Origin of the sequence: Streptomyces sp. SID8374, from assembly GCF_009865135.1 — a bacterium.
GTDB lineage: Bacteria > Actinomycetota > Actinomycetes > Streptomycetales > Streptomycetaceae > Streptomyces.
In genome coordinates this window covers 2937024-2958524 of the sequence record NZ_WWGH01000001.1, presented here as the reverse complement: position 1 = coordinate 2958524, position 21501 = coordinate 2937024, and the positions used below count along the sequence as shown (strand labels likewise).

The following is a 21501-nucleotide window of genomic DNA, read 5'->3' as shown; positions in this document are numbered from 1 at the left end:
ACACGGAAGGAGCCCGCACCCCATGAAGTGGAGCGGAATCTACGTCAACGCTTGCGGGGCCGTCCTGGGCCGCGGCGAGGATGTCTCGGCCGCAGTGGCCGAAGGGCGGTACGACGAGGGTGAGGCGGCCGCCGACGGCTTCCTCTCCATCAGCGTCATCGACGACGGCCCGGCCGTCGACCTGGCGGTCAAGGCCGCCGACCTGACCATGGGCCGCTCCACGGTGGCGCCCGGGGACATCGAACTCGTCGTGCACTCCAGCTGCAACAGCCAGGGCCTCGACCACTTCGCCCCGGCCTCCTACGTCCAGGGCCGCACCGTGGGCGGGCGGGCCGCCGCGGTGGAGGTGAAGCAGTATTCCAACGGCGGCCTGGCCGCCCTGGAGATCGCCGCCGCCTATCTGCACGCCCGCTCGGACCGGTCGGCGGCGCTGCTCACCACCAGCGACGTCTTCGCCCTGCCCTCCTTCGACCGCTACCGCTCCGACAAGGGCGTGGTCTTCGGCGACGGAGGCACCGGGCTGGTCCTCTCGCGGACCGGCGGTGTCGCCCGGCTGCTCTCCACCGCCGTGATCAGCGACGGCACCTACGGGGCTGTCTACCTCGGCAACAAGCCCTTCGAGGAGGAGCCCCGGCCCGCGGACGAACCCGTCGACCTGCGCTCCCGCCGGGACGAGTACCTGCTGGAGAACGGCGAACTCCTCCTGAAGATCGTGCAGTCGCTCACCGAGCGGCAGCAGGAGAGCGTCAGCGTGGCCCTCGCGGACGCCGGGCTCACCGCCCCCGACATCGACCGCTGGGTCCTCACCAACGTCGGCCGGACCCTCGACGACGTCGACTTCCGGGCGATGTTCGGCATCACCGACGCCAACACGACCTGGGAGTGGGGCCGCAGGGTCGGACACGTCGGCGCGGCCGACCAGATCGCCGGCCTCGCCCATCTGCTGGAGACCGGCGAGGTGGGCCCCGGGGACCGGGTCGCCCTGTGCGGCATCGGCATGGGCTTCACCTACGCCTGCGCCGTCGTCGAGATCCTCGAACGCCCCCAGTGGTCGGCCGACGGGTCATGAGCGGCCCGCTCCACCCGCCCGGCGACGACCTGCTCGCCCGGGTCCGGGCCCTGCGCGAGTCGCCCGACGCCACCGACCCCGCCCTGGCACGGGCGCTCGGCGCGACCGACGACGCCCTCCTCCTGGTGGAGGCGGGGCGGCTGCTCCAGGGCGTCCCGGCCGGCCGGCTCACCGCCGCCCCGGCCGGCCGCCCCGCCACCCTGCGGGTGGCGATCGCCGCCACGTTCACCGCCGACGACGTCCTGCCGCTCCTGCGCGCGACGCTGCTGGCCGCGGGCGTCGACGCCGAGCTGCACCTGTGCCCCTACGACCAGCTGGGCGTGGAACTGAGCGATCCGGGCTCCGCCCTGGCCGCGTTCGCCCCGCAGGCCACCCTCTGCCTGCTGGACGCCGGGGCGCTCCTCCCGCAGGACTGGGACGCGGCCGCCCCGGAGAAGGCGGGCGGGGCGGCACGGGACCGGGCCGGTGAACTCGCCGCCATGGCAGCGGAGTTCGCCGGGCGTACCGGGTCCGCTGTCCTGCTGCACACCGTGCCGCTGCCCCGCCCGGACCGCAGGAGCGTGATCAGCTTCCGGGGGGCGGCGAGCCTCGGCCGCGCCTGGCGCGAGGCCAACACGGTGCTCCTCGCGGCGGGGGAGAGCCAGGAGGGCCTCTACACCCTGGACCTGGAGGCGCTGCTCGCCGATGTCCCGGGGCCGGTGCGCGACGAACGCCGGTACCGGTTCGGCCGGATGGCCTGGACCCCGCAGGTGGAGCTGGCCTACGCCCGGGAGGCGGCGCACTTCTGCCGCGCGGTGACCGGGCGCGGCCGCAAGGTCCTCGTCCTGGACCTGGACGACACCCTGTGGGGCGGGGTCCTGGGCGACGACGGCCCCGCGGGCATCGAACTCGGCACCCTCTACCCGGGGGACTGCTACACCGACCTCCAGCGCCGGGCCCTGGCCCTGCGCCGCCAGGGCGTGCTCCTCGCGGTGTGCAGCAAGAACGAACAGTCCCTGGTGGACGACGTGCTGGCCACCCACCCGGACATGATCCTGCGGCCGGACGACTTCGTCGCGGTGGCCGCCGACTGGCAGCGCAAGGACCTGCGCATCGCCGCCCTGGCGGACGAACTCAACCTGGGACTCGACGCGTTCGTCTTCGCCGACGACAGCCCCTTCGAGTGCGGCATGGTACGTGAGTCGCTGCCCCAGGTCGACACCGTCCACCTCGCCGGCGACCCGGCGGACCACGCGTCCCGGCTCCTCGACGGCGCCCGCTTCGTCCAACTGGGCTCCACCGCGACCGACTCCGAGCGCACCGAGCTCTACCGGGGCAGGCGCAGGCGCCACCGCCTCTCCACCGCCCACGCCAGTGCCGAGGACTACCTCAGGGCCCTGGACCTCAGCGTCACGGTCGGGCCCGCCACCCCCTACACCCTGCCGCGCCTGGCCCAACTGGAGCTGCGCACCAACCAGTTCAACATGGCCGGGCGCAGCCACGGTGAGGCCGTCACCCGGCGGCTGGCCGAGTCGGACGAGCACCTGGTCCTCTCGGTGGAGGTCGCCGACAGGTTCGGCGCCGAAGGCGTGGTGGGCGGCGTCTGGCTGGACCGGGGGCCCGACCGCTGGGTGGTGCGCAACCTGGTGCTCAGCTGCCGGGTGCTCTCCCGGGGCGTGGAACAGGCGGTGCTCCAGTACGTCGCCGACCGGGCCCGCTCCGGCGGCGCCACGTTCCTGGACGCGCTCTTCACCCCGACCGCGCGCAACGCGCCCGCGGCGGCCCTCTACCCCTCCGCCGGGTTCACCCCGGCCGAGGACCCCGCCGGTTCCACGCCGGCACAGGACCCCCCCGGGGAGGAGACACCGGCCCGCCACCGTGCGCGACTCGACAGCCTCCCGCCCCTCACCCCCGACTGGATCACCCTTGTCCCCAAGGAGGCACTGGACCATGTCTGACGTCATCACCACCCTGCGGCCCCTGGTCGCCCGCGTGGCGCAGCGCACCCCCGACGACCTCACCGCCGACACCCGCTTCGCCGGCCTCGGCAGCTGGGGCAGCCTCGCCGCCATGCGGCTGCTGGCCGCCGTGGAGCAGAGCTACGGCGTACAACTCGACCTGCGTTCGTACATGAAGCTGGAGACCGTGGGGGAGCTGGCCGACGAGATCGGCCGCCGCCTGGCCGCCCTCCCGGCCCATGCGCGCTGACCGGCCGCGCCCGGAAGGCCCCCGCCCGTGATCCTCGGCATCGACCACATCGGACTCGCCACAGCGGAACCGGACCGTACGGGCGCCCAGCTCTCCGCCCTCGGCCTGCACCGGACCGACGAAGGCACCGCCGACGCCTACCGGGTGGCCTGCTCCTTCTGGAGCCTGCCCGGCGACCCGGCGGGCGCCGCCGTCGAACTGGTCTCCCCGACGGGTCCCGGCTCGGCGGTCGAGGGCCGGCTGCGGGGCCCCGGCCCCGGCTTCTACCACCTGGCCCTCACCGTGGACGACCTGGCGGAGGAGACGGCCCGGCTGCGCGCCTCCGGCTTCCTCGTCCTGGACGCGGAGCCGTGCCGGGGCGCCCGGCCCGGCATGCGGGTGGTGTTCGTGTACGCCCCCGAACCCGCCGACCTGCTGGTCGAACTGGTCCACTACGCGCCCGCCCCGGCCCGCTGACCCAGGGCCTCCCGCCCCACCGGCCCCCGACCCAAGGAAGCCCATGACCGCGCACCTCGGAACCACCCCTCCTGAGCGACGCACCTGGCGCCGACGCCACTACCTCATGTGCCGGCCCGACCACTTCGACGTCGTCTACTCCATCAACCCGTGGATGGACCCGAAGAAGCCCGTCGACACCTCCCTGGCCGTCCTCCAGTGGGAGCAGCTGCGCGACCTCTACCTGTCGCTGGGCCACACCGTCGACCTGATCCCCCCGCTGCCGGGCCTGCCCGACATGGTGTACGCGGCCAACGGCGCCACCGTGGTCGACGGCCGGGTGCTCGGCGCCGACTTCCGCAACCACCAGCGGCGGCCCGAGGGCCCGGCGTACCTCGCCTGGTTCCGGGAGAACGGCTTCACCGAGCTGCGCGAACCGCTCCATGTCAACGAGGGCGAGGGGGACTTCCTCGTCACCGACAGCTTCGTCCTGGCGGGGTACGGCTTCCGCAGCGACGCCCGCAGCCACCTGGAGGCGCAGTCCTTCTTCGGCCGCCCGGTGATCAGCCTGGAGCTGGTCGACCCCCGCTACTACCACCTGGACACGGCGCTTGCGGTCCTGGACGGCGACGAGATCATGTACCACCCGCAGGCGTTCGCCCCGGCCTCCCGCGAGGTGCTCGGCCGGCTCTTCCCCGACGCCCTGGAGGTGTCGGCCGCCGACGCCGCGGTCTTCTCCCTGAACGCGGTCTCCGACGGACTCAACGTGGTGATACCCGAGGCCGCCGGAGACCTCCCGGTCCACCTGCGCGAACGCGGCTTCCGGCCGATCGGCATGGATATGACCGAACTGCTCAAGGGCGGCGGCAGCGTGAAGTGCTGCACCCTCGAAATCAGGCACTGACCGTACGGAGACGAAGGGTTTCCCATGGACGTCATGACGGCAGTTCTCACCCGGCGCAGCGAGCAGGTCCTCACCGGGCCCGCCCCCTGCGACGAGGAGTTCACCTATCTGCTCCAGGGCGCCAGCTCCGCGCCCGACCACGGCCGGCTCCGCCCGTGGCGCTGGGTCCTGCTGCGCGGTGCGGACTCCGACCTGCTCGGGGACTGCCTGGCCGAGGAGTCCGGCGCCGACGCGGCCCAGGCCGAGCAGCTGCGGGCCAAGCTCCGCCGGGCCCCTCTGGTCGCCGCGCTCGTCTTCTCCCCGCGCGGCGAGCGCATCCCCGAGTGGGAGCAGATCGCGGCGGCCTCCTGCATGTCGTACTCCCTGATGCTGCTGCTCCACGCCCGTGGCTACGGGAGCATCTGGCGCACCGGCCGGCTGGTCCGCAGCGAGGCCGCCGCCGAACTGCTGGGGCTGGGCGCCGGGGAGAAGCTGCTCGGCTCGCTGGACATCGGTACGGCGCTCCCCTCGACCGTCCGCAACCGGCGTCCGCCGGAGGAGGTCTCCACCCGCGTCACCCGCTTCTCCGACCTCCACACCCCCCGGGTCGCGGCGACGGCCGGCAGCCGCAGCGCGGCCTAGGGCCTTTCGTCATGGCGGCTCCCGCCCCACCCACCCCGGCCGCCCCGCGCCCGCTCCGGGCTCCCGCCGCGCGCCCGGTCCCGTACGGACCGCTGCCCGCCGGGCTCGGACCGCCGCGGGCCGGTGAGCCGCAGCTCTGGGTGGCCGACGCGGACGGCCGGTGGGCGGGCGCGGGCGGTGTGTGGACGGAGGCGGAGGGGGCCGCCCTGCTCGGCCGCGAGGAGAGCCTGCGCGCCGGGCGGTTCGGCTCGGCCCGCGACCGGCACCGGTACGTCGTCGCCCACGTCCTGCTGCGCAGACTGGCCGGTGCCCACCTCGGGGTGGCCCCCGCCGATGTGGTCATCTCCCGTGAGCCCTGCGGGATGTGCGGCGAGCCGGGCGGGCGGCCCGTCCTGCCCGGCTCGGGCCTGCACTTCTCCCTGTCGCACAGCGCGAGCACGGTGCTGCTCGCCTTCGCCCGGGCCCCGGTGGGCGTGGACGTCGAGGGCACCCCGGCCCCGGGCACCGCCGACGAGCTGGCGGCCTCGCTCCACCCCCGGGAACGCGCGGAGCTGGCCGCCCTGCCGGCGGCCGGGCGCGACGAGGCCTTCCTGCGCTGCTGGACGCGTAAGGAGGCCCACCTCAAGGGCGAGGGCGCGGGCCTGGCGCACGGCCTGGCCGGGCACTACGTGGGCACCGGACCCGCACCGGCCTCTCCGCCGGGCTGGCGGCTTTGGGACATCGTTGTCGGTACGGGACAGCGCGCGGCTCTCGCGCTCGCCGTGGCCGGGGACGGACCGGACGGCGGGCCGGGGGTCGGGTCTCGGCCGGATGCGGCGCTCGGTTCATGCAACTGACACGTGCAGTAAGTGAGTTGCCTGTAGTATCCCCGAAATTGATGGGCCGTGCGGGGCCCTTATGGGCTGTGAGGGGCCCTTGCGGGCCGTGAGGGAGGAAGAACTCTTGCTCGAAGCGCTGGGTCTGGAACCGGATGTCGAAGCCGTCTACCGCCTGCTCCTTGCACAGCCCGAGTGGAGTGTCCAGCAGATCGCCCAGCAGCTCGACGTGGAGTCGGGCCGGGTCCGCGCAGCCCTCGACGTCCTGGCCGAACTCCACCTCCTGCAACGGGACACCGAGGGCAAGCAGCTCCTTCCCGTCAGCCCGGACGTGGGTCTCGGCATCCTGGTGAACCGGCACGACCTCGAACTCCGCTCCCGCCTGCGCGGGCTGGAGTCCGCCCGCGCCTCGGTGGCCGCGATCGTCGACGAGTACGGCGGCAAGAGACACGCGCCGGAGATCGTCCAGCAGCTGCACGGCGTGGAGACGGTCCGCCGCCGCCTCGAACAGCTCGCGGAGACGGCCCGTAAGGAATGCCTCTCGTTCTTTCCCGGTGGCGCCCAGCGCCCCGACACCATGGAGTCGAGTAAGCCCCTCGACCAGATGGCCCTGGAGCGCGGCGTCCGGCTCCGCACGCTCTACCAGGACAGCATCCGCAACGACCCGGACACCTACGAGTACGTGCGCTGGCTCTCCACCCTGGGCGCCGAGACCCGCACGGTTCCGACGCTCCCCATGCTGATGGTCCTCGTCGACCATGAGGTCGCCCTGGTCCCCATCGACCCGGAGGACGGCCGGCAGGGCGCCCTGGAGATCCGCAGCCGGGGCGTGGTGGAGGTGCTGTACGTCCTGTTCACCCGGTTCTGGGACTCGGGCATGCCCTGGCACGAACAGGACGGTCCGGACAACGTCGGCCTCTCCCGCCGGGAGCGCGAGCTGATGTACCTCCTGGCCAGCGGTCACACGGACGAGGCCATCGCCAAGAAGCTCGGGGTCTCCCTGCGCACGGTGCGCCGGACCGTCTCCGGCCTGATGGCCCGCCTGGAGGCCCGCAGCCGGTTCGAGGCGGGGGTCCTGGCCGCCCGCGCGGGCTGGCTCTCCTGAGGCCCGGCACGCCGGATCCCGAGCGCGCCGAGGAGATCCGCACCCGCCTCACCGCCCCCGGCGCCCCCTTCGCCGTGGTCCGGGGCGAGCGGGGAACCCTGGAGTACGCCGACGGGCCGCGCACGCTGCGGGAGTTCGTGGAGACGACATGGGCCTACGGTGACTCCGCCTTCCTCCTCGACGCTGAACGCCGTTGCACATACGGGGAGTTCTTCGCCGCCGCCTCCGCCCTGGCCGTCCGGCTGGTCGAACGGTACGGGCTGCGACCCGGCGACCGGGCCGTCGTGGCGATGCGGAACCTCCCGGAGTGGCAGATCGCCTTCTGGGCCGCCCAGTTGGCCGGGCTCATCGCCGTGCCCCTCGACGCCCGGTGGTCCGGGGCCGCTCTGCGCCCCGTACTGGAGGACTGCGAGCCCGGTGTGCTGCTCGTCGACGGGGAGCGGCTGGCACGGGTGGGGCAGTGGGCCCGGCGGACCGGGGCGCGTGTCGTCCTGTTCGGGGACGAGGGGCGGCTCCCGGACGGGGTGGGCGCCGAGCGGTACGAGGACTTCCCCGCGCCCGACCCGCTGGCCGCACCGCCCGACGTGGAGCCCCGGCCCGAGGACGATTCCGTGATCCTCTACGCCGCCGGCGCCAAGGGCGCGGTGACCACCCATCTCGCCCAGGCCGGGGCCGCACTCGACGCCCGTTACCGGGCTGCCGCCTCCGCGCTGGCACGGGGGGCGCTGCCGGGGATGGGGCCCGTCCCGGACACCCCGGTCACGCTCCCGTTCTCCCATCCCGCCGCGTTCGCCGACGTCTACGGGGCGATGGCCGCCGGTGGCACGCTCGTGCTCGGGGAAGGGGAGGGCGCGGAGGGCGCGGAGGGCGTCCCGTACGGCCTGGACCCCACCCCCGTAACCGAGTTCAAGTTCGTCCCGGCCCCCGGCGAACCGCTCCCCGGCGGTGAGAAGGGTGAGCTGTGGCTGCGCGGGCAGTCGCTCCCACGGGGCTACTGGCGGGCCCCGGCCGCCACCGCCGAGGCGTTCCACGACGGCTGGTTCCGTGCGGCCGGGCGGGGCGAGGGGCCCCCGGCCCCACCCCTCACGGCCGGGTGATCCGTACCCGGTAGTTGCCGTCCCCGTCCTCGTCCAGCACCGCTATCCGTACGCCGTTGGCCCGGTCCGTGAACGTCTGGCCCGGGCGGAACGGTGCGTCCGACAGCTCCGCGTGGACGTTGGGGCGCCGGGTGCAGCCGCCGCTGTCCTGGGTGGCGTCGGCGACCGAGACCGGGCCCTGGCCGGTGTCCACGTCGGAGCTGACCTTGTAGATCAGCACCCCGGGGCGGCAGACCGCCTCGTCGTTCCCGGCCGCCGTACGGACCTCCACCGCGTAGCCGGACTGGGCGCTCAGCGGGACGAAGGCGAGCTTGGTGCCGCCCTCGGTGGCCAGCGGGCCGAGCGTGTGTTCGCTGACGCCGGGCTGCGAGGCGCAGCTGATCTGCTCGTTGTCCAGCCAGCCGAGCTTCCACTTGTGCCAGCCCAGGAAGTCGTTGTTGGCGCCCCAGTCCTCGGACATGATGTCCCAGTGCCCCACCGAGCCGCCGCCCTCCATCGTGTAGAGGTCGGGCAGGCCGAAGACATGGCCGTTCTCGTGCGGCAGGACGCGGTAGCCCGTCTGTGCGTACGACCCCGAGCCGTCGTCCTGGCGGCTGTAGACGAACGACGTGTTCGAGAGCGGTACGCCGTCCGCGGTCGGGGCGTCGTCGTTGCCGGAGAAGGTCACCGAGAGCACGGTGTCCAGCGCGGAGGGGCCCGCGTTCGGGGTGACGAGGACATTGACCAGGTCGTACGCCGAGAAGTCCACCAGCGGGTCGGCGGCCGCGACGAGGTCCTTGACCAGCTGGCGGTAGCCCGGTTCGAACGGTGAGCCGCGCTCTATCCCGTACTCCGCGAACGGCATCGGCATCCGCAGCCACTCCTTGACGGGGGCCTCGGGGCGGTAGTCGAGGCGGCCGTAGGAGCTGGTCGTGAACCAGTCGGAGGTCTGCGGGAAGAACTCCGCGAACCGGTCCGCCGCCGGTTCCGTGGCCTCCGCGTCCGGGAAGTCGATCATCAGGTTGAGCGCCCTGACCTCGCCGGTGGAGCGGGCGTAGCCGGGCGGGGTGGGCATGCCCAGCGACATCTGGACGCCCATGGCCGCGGCGATCCGGCAGGGGGCGACCGCGGAGTCCTCGGCGGTGGCCGCCGGGCCCGCCGTGGCCCGTCCGGCCCCCGGGAGCGTGGTGCTCGCCGTCGCCATCGCGGCTATGACCAGGGCGGTCGCCCCGGCCAGGGCGAGGGGGCGGCGGTGACTGCGTATCCGGTGGCGGGGCTGCTGCATAGAGGCGCCTTCGGGGTCCGCGGCAGCCGGCCGACCCTGACTGCGCTCTGGCGATCAGCCTGTGCCGGGCGCTCCGGGGGCGCTCGCTGGGTGCGCCGATCGGAGGGTTTTCGCCGCCAGGTGGTGTGACTCAGGTCACATCGGAAGGCGGAAATAAGCGGGGAGGGTCTCCCCGTTTGCATCGGTGTCCCCCTGAAACGGGGATCTGGTCCCCGGTTACGGGTGGGGATCGCCCAGCTACCCATCGTGTGACCGGAGAGGGAAGGCCGCAGCCGTGGAGACCGCCGCAGACACCGCCGCACCGGCAGCCCGGCGCCGTACGCCCCGACCCAGGGCCGACGCGCTGCGCAACCGTGAGCGGATCGTCGCGGCCGCACGTGAGCTGTTCGTCGAGTTCGGGCCGGACGTGCCTCTCGACGACGTCGCACGGCGGGCCGGCGTCGGCAATGCCACGCTCTACCGGAACTTCCCCGACCGCGCCGCCCTGACCCATGAGGTCGTGCTCGCGGTCACCTCCCGCACCACCCGCCGGGCCGAGGAGGCCACCGCGGCGGAGGCCGACCCGTTCGCCGCGCTCAGCCGCTTCGTGCACGCGGCCGCCGACGAACGGATCGGCGCCCTGTGCCCGATGCTCTCCGGCGTCTTCGACAAGGACCACCCCGACCTGCTCGCCGAGCGCGACCGCCTCGAAGCGGCGGTCGAGGGGCTCGTGTCGCGCGCCATGTCCGCGGGGCGGCTGCGTACCGACATCGCCGTCGGTGACGTACTCGTCGCCCTCTCCCAGCTCACCCGACCGCTGCCCGGCATCGCCTGCCTGGACATCGACCGGTTCACCCACCGCCATCTGCAACTGTTCCTGGACGGACTGGAAGCCCCGGCCCGCTCCGTACTGCCCGGATCGGCGGCAACCCTCGAAAACCTGAGGCGCCGCGACTGACGCCTGCCCGGGCCCCGGCGCCCGCCCCGTAAATCAGCCTCGTAGATCAACGTCCTTTTACGTTCACGCGCTTCCCTACTCCCATCACGCGTACGCCAGCACGTACCGGCGACTCTCCTCGCGACGTCCTCGGCGCCCTCGCATGTCCCTAGGTGGCTACTCCCATGGCAAAAACCGCTGACACCCCGCTGTCGAGAACCGCAGACACCGGGCTTCCCGATCCGAGCCGATGGAAGGCCCTGGCCTTCATCGCGCTCGCCCAGCTGATGGTCGTCCTCGACGCGACCATCGTGAACATCGCCCTGCCCTCCGCCCAGACCGACCTCGGCATCTCCGAGGGCAACAAGCAGTGGGTCATCACCGCCTACGCGCTCGCCTTCGGCGGTCTGCTCCTCTTCGGCGGCCGGATCGCCGACCTGTGGGGGCGCAAGCGCACCTTCGTCGTCGGGCTGATCGGCTTTGCGCTGGCCTCCGCGCTCGGCGGGGCCGCCCAGAACGAGGCGATGATGTTCGGCTCCCGGGCCCTGCAAGGTGTCTTCGGCGCTCTGCTCGCCCCGGCCGCCCTCTCGCTGCTCGCCGTGATGTTCACCGACGCCAAGGAGCGCGCCAAGGCCTTCGGCATCTACGGGGCCATCGCCGGTGGCGGTGGCGCGGTCGGGCTGATCCTCGGCGGCTTCCTCACCGAGTACCTGAACTGGCGCTGGACGTTCTTCGTCAACATCCCCTTCGCCGTGATCGCCGCCGCGGGCGCGTACTTCGTCATCCGTGAGCCCTCCGGTTCGCGCAACCGCTCGCCGCTGGACATCCCCGGTGTCGTGCTCTCCACGCTCGGCCTGGTCGCCCTGGTCTACGGCTTCACCCGCGCCGAGTCGGCCGGCTGGTCGAACGGCCTGACGATCACCATGTTCGCCGCCGCCGCCGCGCTGCTGCTGGCCTTCGTCGTGACCGAGTCGCGCGTGAAGTCGCCGCTGCTGCCGCTGCGCGTCCTGACCGAGCGCAACCGGGGCGGGGTCTACCTCTCGCTGGGGCTCGCCATCATCGCGATGTTCGGGCTGTTCCTCTTCCTGACCTACTACCTCCAGGTCGTGAAGGGCTACTCCCCGGTCCGGACCGGCTTCGCCTTCCTCCCGATGATCGCGGGCATGATCACCGGCTCCACCCAGATCGGCACCCGGCTGATGACCCGGGTCCCGCCGCGGCTGCTGATGGGCCCCGGCTTCCTGGTCGCCGCCGTCGGCATGCTGCTCCTCACGCAGCTGGACCTGAACACCAGCTACGCGGCCGTCATCCTGCCCGGCATGCTGCTGCTCGGCCTCGGCATGGGTACGGCGTTCATGCCGGCCATGTCCCTGGCCACGCACGGCATCGAGCCGCGTGACGCGGGCGTCGCCTCCGCGATGGTCAACACCTCGCAGCAGGTCGGCGGTGCCATCGGCACCGCTCTGCTGAACACCATCGCGGCCGGTGCCACCACCGCGTACATCGCCGACAACGCGGCGCGCGCGACCGACCCGAAGCTCCTGGAGCTCCAGGCCATGGTCAGCGGCTTCGCCAGCGCGATCTGGTGGGCGGTGGGCATCCTCGTCCTCGCCTCCGCGATCGCGGTCGTGCTGATCAACACCGGCCGCCCGGGGACGGGCACCGGCGGGGGCGCCTCCGGCGGGAACGCCGAAGGTGCCGAGGGCGCCGAGGACGAGTTCCGGATCCCGGTCGTCGCCCACTGACGCCACCGCTTGTCAGGTCTGCCCCGGTTCCCGCCGCTCGGCGTCGGAGCCGGGGCAGTCCCGCGTCCGCAGGCTCAGCTCCGCAGGCTCAGCAGGCTTCGGCGCTCATCCGGCTTCGTGCGCTCAGCGGAGCCAGGGCAGATCCGCGTCCGTGCCCTCCGGCTCCAGCCCCGAGGCGAGCACCCCCATGATGTCGCCGAGGCTGTGCACCTGCTCGGGCGTCAGCCGGTCGAACAGCGCCTGTCGTACGGCGTCGACATGGCCGGGTGCCGAACGGCTGAGCATCGCGTGGCCGTCGTCGGTGAGCACCGCGTTCTGGCCGCGCTTGTCCGAGGGGCACTCCTCGCGGCGCACCCAGCCGTTCTTCTCCAGCCGGGCGATGGCGTGCGAGAGCCGGGAGCGGGTGATCTTCACGTTCCTGGCGAGCTCGGTCATCCGCATCCGGCGCCGGGGGGCCTGGGAGAGCTGGACGAGCAGTCCGTAATAGATGTGGGGCATGCCCGCATCCCGCTGCAACTGGCGGTCGAGGTGATCCTCCAGCAGCGTGGTGGCATGCAGATAGGCGCGCCAGACGCGCTGCTCCTCGTCGGTGAGCCAGCGTGTCGCGCCGGTGGATGCCGTGGGTGCGGTGGTCATGTACTCCACTGTACGACCTTTTCTTGAAAGTTTAACTAGATAGGGCTAAGGTCTCCGGAGGTAGGAACTTGAAGCTTCAAGAACCTTGCCGGTGAGATTCCGCAGGACCCCTGGAGAACCCTCCCCCGGGATCCGGAATCCATGATCGATGCCGGTTTCTGTGTCAGGTCCAGTGGATGGGGAGTGCCATGACTGTCACCGCGGAGCGCATGCCCGCCCTCTATCTCTCGCACGGCGCCCCGCCGCTCGCCGACGACCCGGTCTGGCCCGGCCAGCTCGCCGCCTGGTCCGCCACGCTGCCGCGCCCCCGCGCGATCCTGATGGTCTCCGCCCACTGGGAGGAGGCCCCGCTCGCGCTCGGCGCCGTCCAGCCGGTCCCGCTGGTCCACGACTTCTGGGGGTTCCCCGAGCACTACTACCGCGTGCGGTACGACGCCCCCGGCGCCCCGCAGCTCGCCGACAGCGTCCGCAAGCTGCTGCGCGGACCCGGTACGCCGGTCCAGGACATCCCGGACCGGGGGCTGGACCACGGGGCCTATGTACCGCTGGTGGAGATGTTCCCGGACGCCGACATCCCCGTACTCCAGATCTCCATGCCGACCCTCGACCCGCAGAAGCTGATGGCCGTCGGGCGACGGCTCGCCCCGCTGCGCGACGAGGGCGTGCTGATCGTCGGCAGCGGCTTCTTCACCCACAACCTGGCCGCCCTGCGCCACCCGGGCGGCGGGGTCCCCGCCTGGTCCACGGAGTTCGACGACTGGGGCGACCGCGCGCTGCGGGCCCAGGACGTCGACGCCCTGCTGGACTTCGAGCACACGTCCCCCGCCGGGAAGCTGGCCCACCCGCGCACCGAGCACTTCGCCCCGCTCTTCGTGACGCTGGGCGCCGCCGAGGAGGAGCTGGGCCAGGGGCGGAGCGTCATCGACGGCTTCTGGATGGGGCTGGCCAAGCGCTCGGTGCAGTTCGGCTGAGGGGGCGGTGCCGGGCCCCCGGGGGCGTTTCACCAGGCCGGGGTGTTCAGTTCCATCGCGCGCCCGGCGGCCACGAGGGCTGCCGCGTCACCTACGTCCAGTGCCGTGTCGGTGAACTTGATCGTGTGGTCGTCCCCGTGGGCCGCCGCCCGCTCGAACACCTCCCGCGGGTCCCGCGCGCCCGTGAGGTGCGCCGCGACCGGCACCGCCTCGCGGGGCCCGTAGGCGGCGGTCACCGTGGCGCTCGCCGCCCAGGCCGCGTGCAGGCTCGGCACCCACAGGGCGCCGGGGAGCGCGGGCAGGGTGCGCAGGACCGCGTTGGGGGCGGTCGCCGCGTGGACCAGCATGATCGGTGCGGCGTGGCCGTGGGTCGCGTAACGGTGGGTGGCGGCCCGGACGAGCTCCTCGATCGCGGTACGGGCCGCCTCCGGCCCCTCGGGGACCTGCCCCGGCCAGTCGGGGAAGCCGGTGATCCGGCCGAGCCGGGCCAGCATCTCGCCGTCCTGGTCGGCGATGAGCGGCACCTGCTCCAGGGCGGCCGCCGCGTCGGGGGCCGGGGCCAGGCGCTCCAGGGCGGGCAGCGGCTGGTGGCGGGCGGCCCAGTAGCCGAGGGCGTGGGCCAGCTCCCGTACACGCGGCCCGGTCTCCTCGCCGTCCAGCAGCGTGCGCACGGAGTGGCCGACCCGGATCACCCCGTGCGTGGCGCCGCCCGCGATGCCGGGCAGCAGCCGGGGCCACCACTCGGCCAGGACGGTGCGCCAGGGGCGGTCGGCGGTCTCCCGCTCGAAGAACACCGTCCAGTCGGCGACGCGGTCGATGTCGCCGAGGGCCTCCTGCCAGTTCCGGCCGGTGACCGGCGCGACGGAGCCGGGCATGTCCTCGAGCCGGGGGCGGTAGTTGTCGAGCCAGCGGTGCGCGGCCGGCGCCTGCCCGTGCCGCACCAGCGCCTCGACCGCCATCGGCGCGTGGTTGCTGAGCCAGCCGTCCCGCTCCGGGCCCGAGAGATGGATGCGTTCCAGGGCCTCGTCGAGGGTGCCCGAAGTGTCCACGTGGTTGCTCTGGGTGTCCGTCATGGACCTCACGGTAGGGGCGAGGGGCGGCCCGGCGGATCGGGCTGAGGTCCCGGTCGACCGGGGCGGGGACCTCCTCCTGTGGACCTAGGGCCTGGCGTCGCCCGGAGGTCCTGGGGGCGGCGCGAGCAACCCCGAGGCGATACGGATCGTCTTCCGGGGTAGACGCGAGGTCGGAACGTTCCGTGACGTGAGGGGCGTTGTACATGAAGGACGTACGCGGTCGTGGGCGGCGTGGCCCATGGGTGTGGCCTCCTGTGAGCGCGGCCTCACCGGAACGGTGCCACCGGCTCCCCGCCAGGGGGTGCCGATGCCCTGAGAAACCGGCCCTGACCTGCGGTTACGTCACCATCCGCGCCAGGTTTCGCCCGGTCGGCGCCGGACAGGGTACTGCATGATCGCGAAAATGAATGGGCGGCATGGGAATTCTGTCCGGATTCCAGTCGTTGTTTCCATCGGATGCAGGGCACCCGGAAGGGTGTCGCGACCTACTCAGCAAGGGAGCACGCATGGCAACCCGTGCCGTCGCCCGCCGTTCGTCCACCACCTCCGGTGGGACCGACCGGGCAAGCAGTGTTCGCGCCGTGGGCGGGGAAATCGCCGATCGCGACCTGGTCGGCATGTACCTGGACGAGATCGCTCGTACACCGCTGCTCGACGCCGCCAAGGAAGTCGACCTCTCGCAGTCCATCGAGGCGGGCGTCTACGCCCAGCAGATCCTCGACGGCGAGGTGGAGAGCGACGCCCGCGGCGCGACGCGTGAAGAGCTGGAGGCGCTGGTCGCCGAGGGCGAGCGCGCCAAGGACATATTCATCCGTTCCAACCTCCGCCTCGTCGTTGCCGTGGCCCGCCGCTACCCGCGCGCGGGGCTGCCCCTGCTGGACCTGATCCAGGAGGGCAACGCGGGCCTGGTGCGCGCGGTCGAGAAGTTCGACTACGCCAAGGGCTTCAAGTTCTCCACGTACGCGACGTGGTGGATCCGGCAGGCCATCACCCGCTCCATAGCCGACCAGTCGCGCACGATCCGGCTCCCCGTCCACCTGGTGGAGGAGCTCGGCCGGATCCGCCGTGTCCAGCGCGAGTTCAACCGGGAGAACGGGCGCGATCCCGAGCACGCGGAGATCGCCGCCGAGCTGGACTCCAACGCCGAGCGCGTGAGCAACGTGCTGGACTGGGCCCGCGACCCGGTCAGCCTCAACATGTCGGTCGACGACAACGGCGACACCCAGTTCGGCGACCTGCTGGAGGACACCTCCGCCGTCTCGCCCGAGCAGTCGGTGATGACCCTCCTGCGCAGCGAGGAGCTGGAGGACCTGATCGGCAAACTCGACAACAGGACGGCCTCCATCATCAAGATGAGGTACGGCATCGAGGACGGGCGCGAGCGGACGCTGACCGAAGTGGGCAAGCAGCACGGCCTGACACGGGAGCGGATCCGCCAGATAGAGAAGCACGCACTACTCGAATTGAAGCGAATGGCTCACGACACGGGCTTTGACGCTGCGGCGTGAGCCGATAACCCGTAACCTCCCCATCAAGCCGGTTCGCACCGGCCGACCGACCGGATCATGCCGGTCACCCGACCGGTTTTTCCACCGGTCCCAGGAACTGAGTCCCGGCGCCCACCCCCCCCGGCGCCGGGGCTCATCCATGTCCGGACCCGTTTCCGGGTCGTCCAGGTCCATGTGCCGGACGGCTTACGAGGCCCCCGCCCCGGGCGAGGCGGCGCGGGTCAGCCGGGCGCCCAGGCTCTCCAGGTGCGCCACGAGCTGCGGCGGCCCCAGCACGGTGAACTCGCACTCCACCAGTGCCAGCCGCAGCGCCACCCACTCCAGCGAGTCCGTGACCGAGGACCGCAGCCGGCAGCCGCCCTCCCCGTCCGGTTCCGGCACCCCGAGCGTCGGCGGCAGCCGCGCCCCCACGGACTCTGCCGGCGCCGCGAACCGCACGTCGAGACGGAGCTCCGGCTGCCCGCCCGCCATCGACCGGGCGAAGTAGCGCGCCGCGTCCTCCGCCCCGCCCCCGCCGCCCTCCACGGGGAGTGGCCGGGGCGTGAACCGGACGCCCGTCGCGAACGGCTCGGAGACCCGGTCCACCCGGAACGTCCGCCAGTCCTCCCGCAGCAGGTCGTACGCCACCAGGTACCACCGCCGCCCCGTGCTCACCAGCCGGTACGGCTCCACCTGCCGCCTGGTCTCCGTACCGTCACCGCTGCGGTACGCGAACCTCAGCCGCTCCTGCCCGGTGGCCGCCGACGCCAGCGTCGTCAGGGTCCGCGGGTCGATGGTGGCCCCGTCGCCCCGGGCCAGTGGGACCGTGGCGTTCTGCAACGCCGAGACCCGGTGCCGCAACCGTGACGGCAGCACCTGTTCCAGCTTCGCCAGCGCCCGTACGGAGGCCTCGTCGACGCCCTCGATGGCGTGCCCCGCACCGGCCCGCAGCCCCACCGCGATGGCGACGGCCTCCTCGTCGTCCAGCACGAGCGGCGGCATGGCGGCCCCCGCGACCAGGCGGTAGCCGCCCAGCGAACCGCGCGAGGCCTCGACCGGGTAGCCCAGTTCGCGCAGCCGGTCGACATCGCGGCGGATCGTGCGCGGGCTGACATCCAGCCGTTCGGCCAGCTCCCCGCCGGGCCATTCGCGTGGCGTCTGGAGGAGCGACAGCAGCTTCAGCAGTCGTGCCGGGGTGTCGGTCATGGATTCAGGATGCGCGCCCATCAGGTCACGATCAGTCCTAATGGACGCATAGCTTCTTCCCATGTCTTCTTCCGCAGCGCTGCCGGACCCGGCGCCGAACTCCGCCCTGCCCACCGCACCACCCTCGCCGGAGGCCCCGGCCGACCGGCGTCGCTGGTTCGCCCTGGCCATCGTGATGACCGCGGCCTTCATGGACCTGGTCGACGTCACGATCGTCAACATCGCGATCCCGAGCATCAGCCGGGACATCGACGCCTCCGTCTCCGCGATCCAGTGGATCACCGCCGGGTACGCGCTCGCGTTCGCGGCCGGACTGATCACGGGCGGCCGGCTCGGCGACATCTACGGGCGCAAGCGGCTCTTCCTCGTCGGCATCGCCGGGTTCACGGTCGCCTCGGCCCTCTGCGGCCTGGCGCCCAACCCGGAGATACTGGTCGCCGCCCGCATCCTCCAGGGTGCGACGGCGGCCCTGATGGTGCCCCAGGTCCTCTCGATCGTGCACGCCACCTTCCCGGCGCACGAGCGCGGCAAGGTCTTCGGCCTCTTCGGCGCGATCGTCGGCCTCGGCGCGGTCTCCGGCCCGCTGCTGGGTGCGCTGCTCACCGAGTGGAACCTCTTCGGCCTCCAATGGCGGCCGATCTTCCTGATCAACCTGCCCGTCGGGATCGCCGGCCTGGTCCTCGGCGCCAAGTTCATCACCGAGTCCAAGGCCCCCAAGGCCATGCGGCTGGACCTGGTGGGCGTAGGCCTGGTCACGCTCGCCATGCTGATGCTCATCTACCCGCTCACCCGCGGGCACGAGCTGGACTGGCCGCTCTGGGGCCACTTCTCGATGGTGGGCAGCCTCTTCGTCTTCGCGCTCCTCGTCCTGCACCAGCGGCAGAAGGCGGCCGTCGACGGCTCACCGCTGATCGAACTGTCCCTGTTCCGGGTCAAGAGCTTCGCCGCGGGCATCGCCGTGCAGCTCACCTTCGGCGTCGCCCTCGGCATCTTCTTCCTGGTCTGGACGCTGTACATGCAGATGGGCCTGGGCTGGAGCGCCCTGCGGGCCGGTACGACGGGCATCCCGTTCTCCGTCGCCGTCTCGGTGGCCGCCGGAATCTCCGTACAGAAGCTGGTGCCCCGCTTCGGCCGCAAGGTCCTCCAGGCGGGCGCGCTCCTGATGGCCGCCGGGCTGCTGACCTACCTCTGGGAGGCCGAGCACTACGGCATGGCCATCACCTCCTGGCAGATGGCGCTGCCGCTGGTCGTCATGGGCGTCGGGATGGGGCTGATCGTGGCGCCGCTGACCGACGCGGTGCTCTCCGAGGTCCCCAAGCAGCACGCGGGTTCGGCGTCCGGGCTGATCAACACCGTGCAGCAGATGGGCACCGCGCTCGGCCTCGGCCTGGTCTCGGTGGTCTTCTTCGGTGCGATCGGCGACCAGCCGGCACCGCAGGAGATCGGCCCGGCGTTCGTGGACGCGTTCCAGCAGTCGCTGTGGTGGGTGGCCGGGGTGCTCGCGGTGATCTTCCTGCTGATGTTCGCGCTGCCGGCCCGGCCGAAGGCGCACGCGGAGGGCGAGGCGGTCGGCGACGGCCCGCTCACCAAGGAACCGGCGCTGCACGGCTGACGGGCGCGCTCGCCGAGGCCGGCACCGAAGGGCCCAGCGGCGACGGGGCGAGCCGCACCAGGGGGGTCAGCAGATCCTGGTGCGGCTCTCCATCGCCGCCCGGGCCGTGTGCTCGTCCTCGTACACCTCGCACATGTGGCGGCCGTCGGGGGTCGCCGTGTGCTCCACCTCCCACAGGCTCGTCTCACTGCCGTCCAGCAGCAGGAAGGCGTGCTCGTAGAGCGTGAACCCGGCTTCCTGGCCGCCCACTTGGCACTGGCGGCCGAAGATCTGGGTGATGTGGTGGGCGAAGGCGGACCGGAGCAGCCGCGCCTTCGCCTCGTCCGGCCGGTCACCGTTCTCCGCGCGGCGCAGGACGCGGCGGGCGTGGTCGGCCGAATTGTCGGGGGCGTACGTCCGGGGCGCCGGGGCCGGGGGAGCGGACATCAGGACCGTGAGGATCTCCAGCTCCGCCCGGCTCTCCTCGTCGCCGAAGGCCGGGGTGTCGGAGAAGCTCCCGGCGAGCCGGGCCGCGGCGATGTGGGCGTCGCCCTCGTCGGCGTAGAGCTCGTGGCGGCGGGGGATCTGCTCGTCGCGCCCGCCGCTGTGCACCAGCTCCCACAGGGTCACGTCGGAACCGTCGCTGAGGAGATAGGTGTGGCGGTAGGTCTCCCGGTGCAGGACGGGGCTGTGGTGCGACGAGTGCAGTGAACTGCTGTGCGCCAGCGCCGAACCGAGCAGGTCGACCGTGCTGTCGGGGAGGTCGAAAGAGTTGAGGGCGCGTCGCAGGAGTCGGTCGAGGTGCTGCTCGGTTGTCTCGTACGGATCGCTCAAGGTGCTGTCTCCAGGCCGTCGCCGCGTGTTACTTGGTGCGTGCTTAACGTAGTCCCTGGCTCCGCCATCGTGACCGGGGTTCGTAAAAACGTAAGGCGCCTGAGATAAGTTCCCCGTCTGTTCCCGGCGCATTTCGGGCGGTTGGGGGTGAACTCCCTTGCCATGGTTGCGAGTCGGGCGCCCGCGCGCCCCTGCGACCGTGCCGCGCGCCCCCGGCGCTCCTACGCTTCGGGCCGTGCCGTCCGGCCCTGCGCCTCCCTATCCCTTGCCGTTCGGCCCTCCGCCGTCCGGCCCCTCCCCGTACAGGTCTGAGTACGCGAGGAACGTGCCGCCCGGCCCCCGGACGCTCCGGGCCGCGCGCACCGCCTTCACGATGGCGCGGGCCAGCACATCGGCGCCCGCCGCGAGGATCTCGTTGACCGCGACCGGGTTCCCCGGCTCCACCGGCACCCGCCCCGTGGCCAGCGCGAAGACGGTGTCCCCGTCGGTAAGCAGATGGACCGGGCGCACCGCGCGGGCCATGCCGTCGTGCGTGGTGCCCGCCAGCTTCTGCGCCTGGGCCCGCACGAGGTCCGCGTCCGTCGCGACGACCGCGATCGTGGTGTTGAACGGCGGGACCCCGCCGTCGGCCGCCTCCCTCGCCTCCTGGGCCTGCTCCAGCCTCCGCACCGCCGCCGCATGCGTCGCGGCCGCCGGGTACGCGGGCGGCTCCCCGGCCCCGTACTCCCCGAACAGCACTCCGGTACGGGGGTCGAGGACCGAGCCCGCCGCGTTCACCGCGACCAGGGCGGCGACGGTGGCCCCGGAGGCGAGCCGCACGCTGGCCGTGCCGATGCCGCCCTTGAGCTGCCCGGCCACCGCGCCCGTACCCGCGCCCACGCTCCCCTCGGCGACCGGGGACCCCGGTGCGGAGGCGGCCGCCGCCTCCACCGCGGCCCGGCCGGTCGACGCGTCGGGGCGGGCCCGCCAGTCGCCGCCCCGGCCGAGGTCGAAGAGGGCCGCCGCCGGAACGACCGGGACCACCTGGGCGGGGTCCGCGCCGACCCGGACGCCCCGCCCCTGCTCCTCCAGCCAGGCCACCACCCCGGAGGCGGCGTCGAGTCCGTACGCGCTGCCGCCCGTGAGGACGACCGCGTCGACCCGCTGCACCAGGTTGCGCGGGTCCAGCGCGTCCGTCTCCCGGGTCCCCGGCCCGCCACCCCGTACGTCCACGGCCGCCACCGCCCCGCCCTCCGGCGCCAGCACCACGGTCGTCCCGCTCAACGCCCCGGCCCCGCCCACCTCCGCATGCCCCACCCGCACCCCGGCCACATCGGTCAGCGCGTCCAGCAAGGGGGCGGCCGCCGGTGACGGTCCGCCCTCCGGCGACGGGTCGTCCGGCAGCGGCGGGTGCGGGTCCTCGGCGGTCATCGTGCGCTCCTCGGGTCGACGCCCGCGAGCAACCGCGGGCTCGTACGTACGCTCCGACCGTACCGGCGGCCCCTACGTACGCTCAGAACGTACCGGCGGCCCTCGTGCGCTCCGACCGTACCGGCGCCCCTCGTA

General features: G+C 72.9%; 19 protein-coding genes and 1 pseudogene. 14 read left to right on the top strand and 6 right to left on the bottom strand.

Translation table 11 applies throughout. The features are described from left to right. Nucleotides 1-22: 22 nt before the first annotated feature. The 9 genes and pseudogenes from GTY67_RS13010 to GTY67_RS12970 form a co-directional block, all read left to right on the top strand. The gene (locus GTY67_RS13010) at nt 23-1069 is read left to right on the top strand and encodes a ketoacyl-ACP synthase III family protein (RefSeq protein WP_093691275.1); all 1047 of its coding nucleotides are present in this window, start codon (nt 23-25) and stop codon (nt 1067-1069) included. Next, complete coding sequence (locus tag GTY67_RS13005; protein ID WP_161278758.1) at nt 1066-3006, top strand: HAD-IIIC family phosphatase; 1941 nt, start codon at nt 1066-1068, stop codon at nt 3004-3006. The genes GTY67_RS13010 and GTY67_RS13005 overlap by 4 nt, the downstream gene beginning before the upstream one ends. Beyond that, the gene (locus tag GTY67_RS13000) at nt 2999-3256 is read left to right on the top strand and encodes an acyl carrier protein (protein WP_093691279.1); all 258 of its coding nucleotides are present in this window, start codon (nt 2999-3001) and stop codon (nt 3254-3256) included. The genes GTY67_RS13005 and GTY67_RS13000 overlap by 8 nt, the downstream gene beginning before the upstream one ends. A 27-nt stretch (nt 3257-3283) precedes the next feature. After that, entirely contained in the window at nt 3284-3712 is a 429-nt protein-coding gene (locus tag GTY67_RS12995) for a VOC family protein (RefSeq protein WP_093691281.1), read from the top strand. A gap of 43 nt (nt 3713-3755) precedes the next feature. Continuing rightward, on the top strand, nt 3756-4595 hold the full coding sequence (gene ddaH / locus GTY67_RS12990) for a dimethylargininase (protein WP_202461421.1): 840 nt from the start codon (nt 3756-3758) through the stop codon (nt 4593-4595). A 33-nt stretch (nt 4596-4628) separates the two neighbouring features. Beyond that, the gene (locus GTY67_RS12985; protein ID WP_237502604.1) at nt 4629-5216 is read left to right on the top strand and encodes a nitroreductase; all 588 of its coding nucleotides are present in this window, start codon (nt 4629-4631) and stop codon (nt 5214-5216) included. Between the two features lie 11 nt (nt 5217-5227). Then, nucleotides 5228-6052, top strand: a complete 825-nt coding sequence (locus GTY67_RS12980) for a 4'-phosphopantetheinyl transferase superfamily protein (protein WP_161278756.1) — start codon at nt 5228-5230, stop codon at nt 6050-6052. A gap of 106 nt (nt 6053-6158) precedes the next feature. Next, entirely contained in the window at nt 6159-7136 is a 978-nt protein-coding gene (locus GTY67_RS12975) for a LuxR family transcriptional regulator (RefSeq protein ID WP_093691287.1), read from the top strand. Further along, nucleotides 7124-8182, top strand: a pseudogene (locus tag GTY67_RS12970) (AMP-binding protein); the annotation flags it as partial. The gene GTY67_RS12975 and the pseudogene GTY67_RS12970, both read left to right, overlap by 13 nt. A 37-nt stretch (nt 8183-8219) precedes the next feature. Here the strand turns inward: GTY67_RS12970 and GTY67_RS12965 are convergent. Beyond that, nucleotides 8220-9497 carry a M6 family metalloprotease domain-containing protein gene (locus tag GTY67_RS12965; protein WP_161278754.1) on the bottom strand — a complete coding sequence of 426 codons (1278 nt, stop codon included), beginning with the start codon at nt 9495-9497 and terminating at the stop codon, nt 8220-8222. Between the two features lie 274 nt (nt 9498-9771). Between GTY67_RS12965 and GTY67_RS12960 the strand changes: the two genes are divergently transcribed. Beyond that, nucleotides 9772-10434, top strand: a complete 663-nt coding sequence (locus GTY67_RS12960; RefSeq protein ID WP_093691293.1) for a TetR/AcrR family transcriptional regulator — start codon at nt 9772-9774, stop codon at nt 10432-10434. 164 nt (nt 10435-10598) lie between these two features. After that, nucleotides 10599-12158 (top strand): MFS transporter, encoded by a 1560-nt coding sequence (locus GTY67_RS12955; protein ID WP_176727493.1) that lies wholly within the window; start codon nt 10599-10601, stop codon nt 12156-12158. A gap of 123 nt (nt 12159-12281) precedes the next feature. Here the strand turns inward: GTY67_RS12955 and GTY67_RS12950 are convergent, their stop codons facing one another. Continuing rightward, the gene (locus GTY67_RS12950) at nt 12282-12803 is read right to left on the bottom strand and encodes a MarR family transcriptional regulator (RefSeq protein WP_161278752.1); all 522 of its coding nucleotides are present in this window, start codon (nt 12801-12803) and stop codon (nt 12282-12284) included. Between the two features lie 179 nt (nt 12804-12982). On the opposite strand from GTY67_RS12950, the gene GTY67_RS12945 reads away from it, so the two are divergent. Next, a complete protein-coding gene (locus tag GTY67_RS12945) occupies nt 12983-13765 on the top strand; it encodes a class III extradiol ring-cleavage dioxygenase (RefSeq protein WP_093691295.1) in 783 nt (260 codons plus the stop codon). Nucleotides 13766-13794: 29 nt separating this feature from the next. On the opposite strand, the gene GTY67_RS12940 is transcribed toward GTY67_RS12945, so the two are convergent. Beyond that, nucleotides 13795-14838: a questin oxidase family protein gene (locus GTY67_RS12940; RefSeq protein WP_161278750.1), complete on the bottom strand. Its 1044-nt coding sequence runs from the start codon at nt 14836-14838 to the stop codon at nt 13795-13797. Between the two features lie 506 nt (nt 14839-15344). Here GTY67_RS12940 and GTY67_RS12935 point away from each other — a divergent pair. Further along, on the top strand, nt 15345-16346 hold the full coding sequence (locus GTY67_RS12935) for a sigma-70 family RNA polymerase sigma factor (RefSeq protein WP_093691299.1): 1002 nt from the start codon (nt 15345-15347) through the stop codon (nt 16344-16346). A gap of 186 nt (nt 16347-16532) precedes the next feature. Here the strand turns inward: GTY67_RS12935 and GTY67_RS12930 are convergent, their stop codons facing one another. Then, nucleotides 16533-17531: a YafY family protein gene (locus tag GTY67_RS12930; RefSeq protein WP_161278749.1), complete on the bottom strand. Its 999-nt coding sequence runs from the start codon at nt 17529-17531 to the stop codon at nt 16533-16535. A gap of 61 nt (nt 17532-17592) precedes the next feature. On the opposite strand from GTY67_RS12930, the gene GTY67_RS12925 reads away from it, so the two are divergent. Further along, nucleotides 17593-19143: an MFS transporter gene (locus GTY67_RS12925; protein ID WP_161278747.1), complete on the top strand. Its 1551-nt coding sequence runs from the start codon at nt 17593-17595 to the stop codon at nt 19141-19143. Between the two features lie 66 nt (nt 19144-19209). Here the strand turns inward: GTY67_RS12925 and GTY67_RS12920 are convergent, their stop codons facing one another. Both GTY67_RS12920 and GTY67_RS12915 read right to left on the bottom strand, forming a co-directional pair. Next, nucleotides 19210-19956, bottom strand: coding sequence for a DUF6227 family protein (locus GTY67_RS12920; protein WP_161278746.1), 747 nt, complete (start codon nt 19954-19956; stop codon nt 19210-19212). A 258-nt stretch (nt 19957-20214) separates the two neighbouring features. After that, nucleotides 20215-21366 (bottom strand): P1 family peptidase, encoded by a 1152-nt coding sequence (locus GTY67_RS12915; protein WP_237502603.1) that lies wholly within the window; start codon nt 21364-21366, stop codon nt 20215-20217. Nucleotides 21367-21501: the final 135 nt, after the last annotated feature.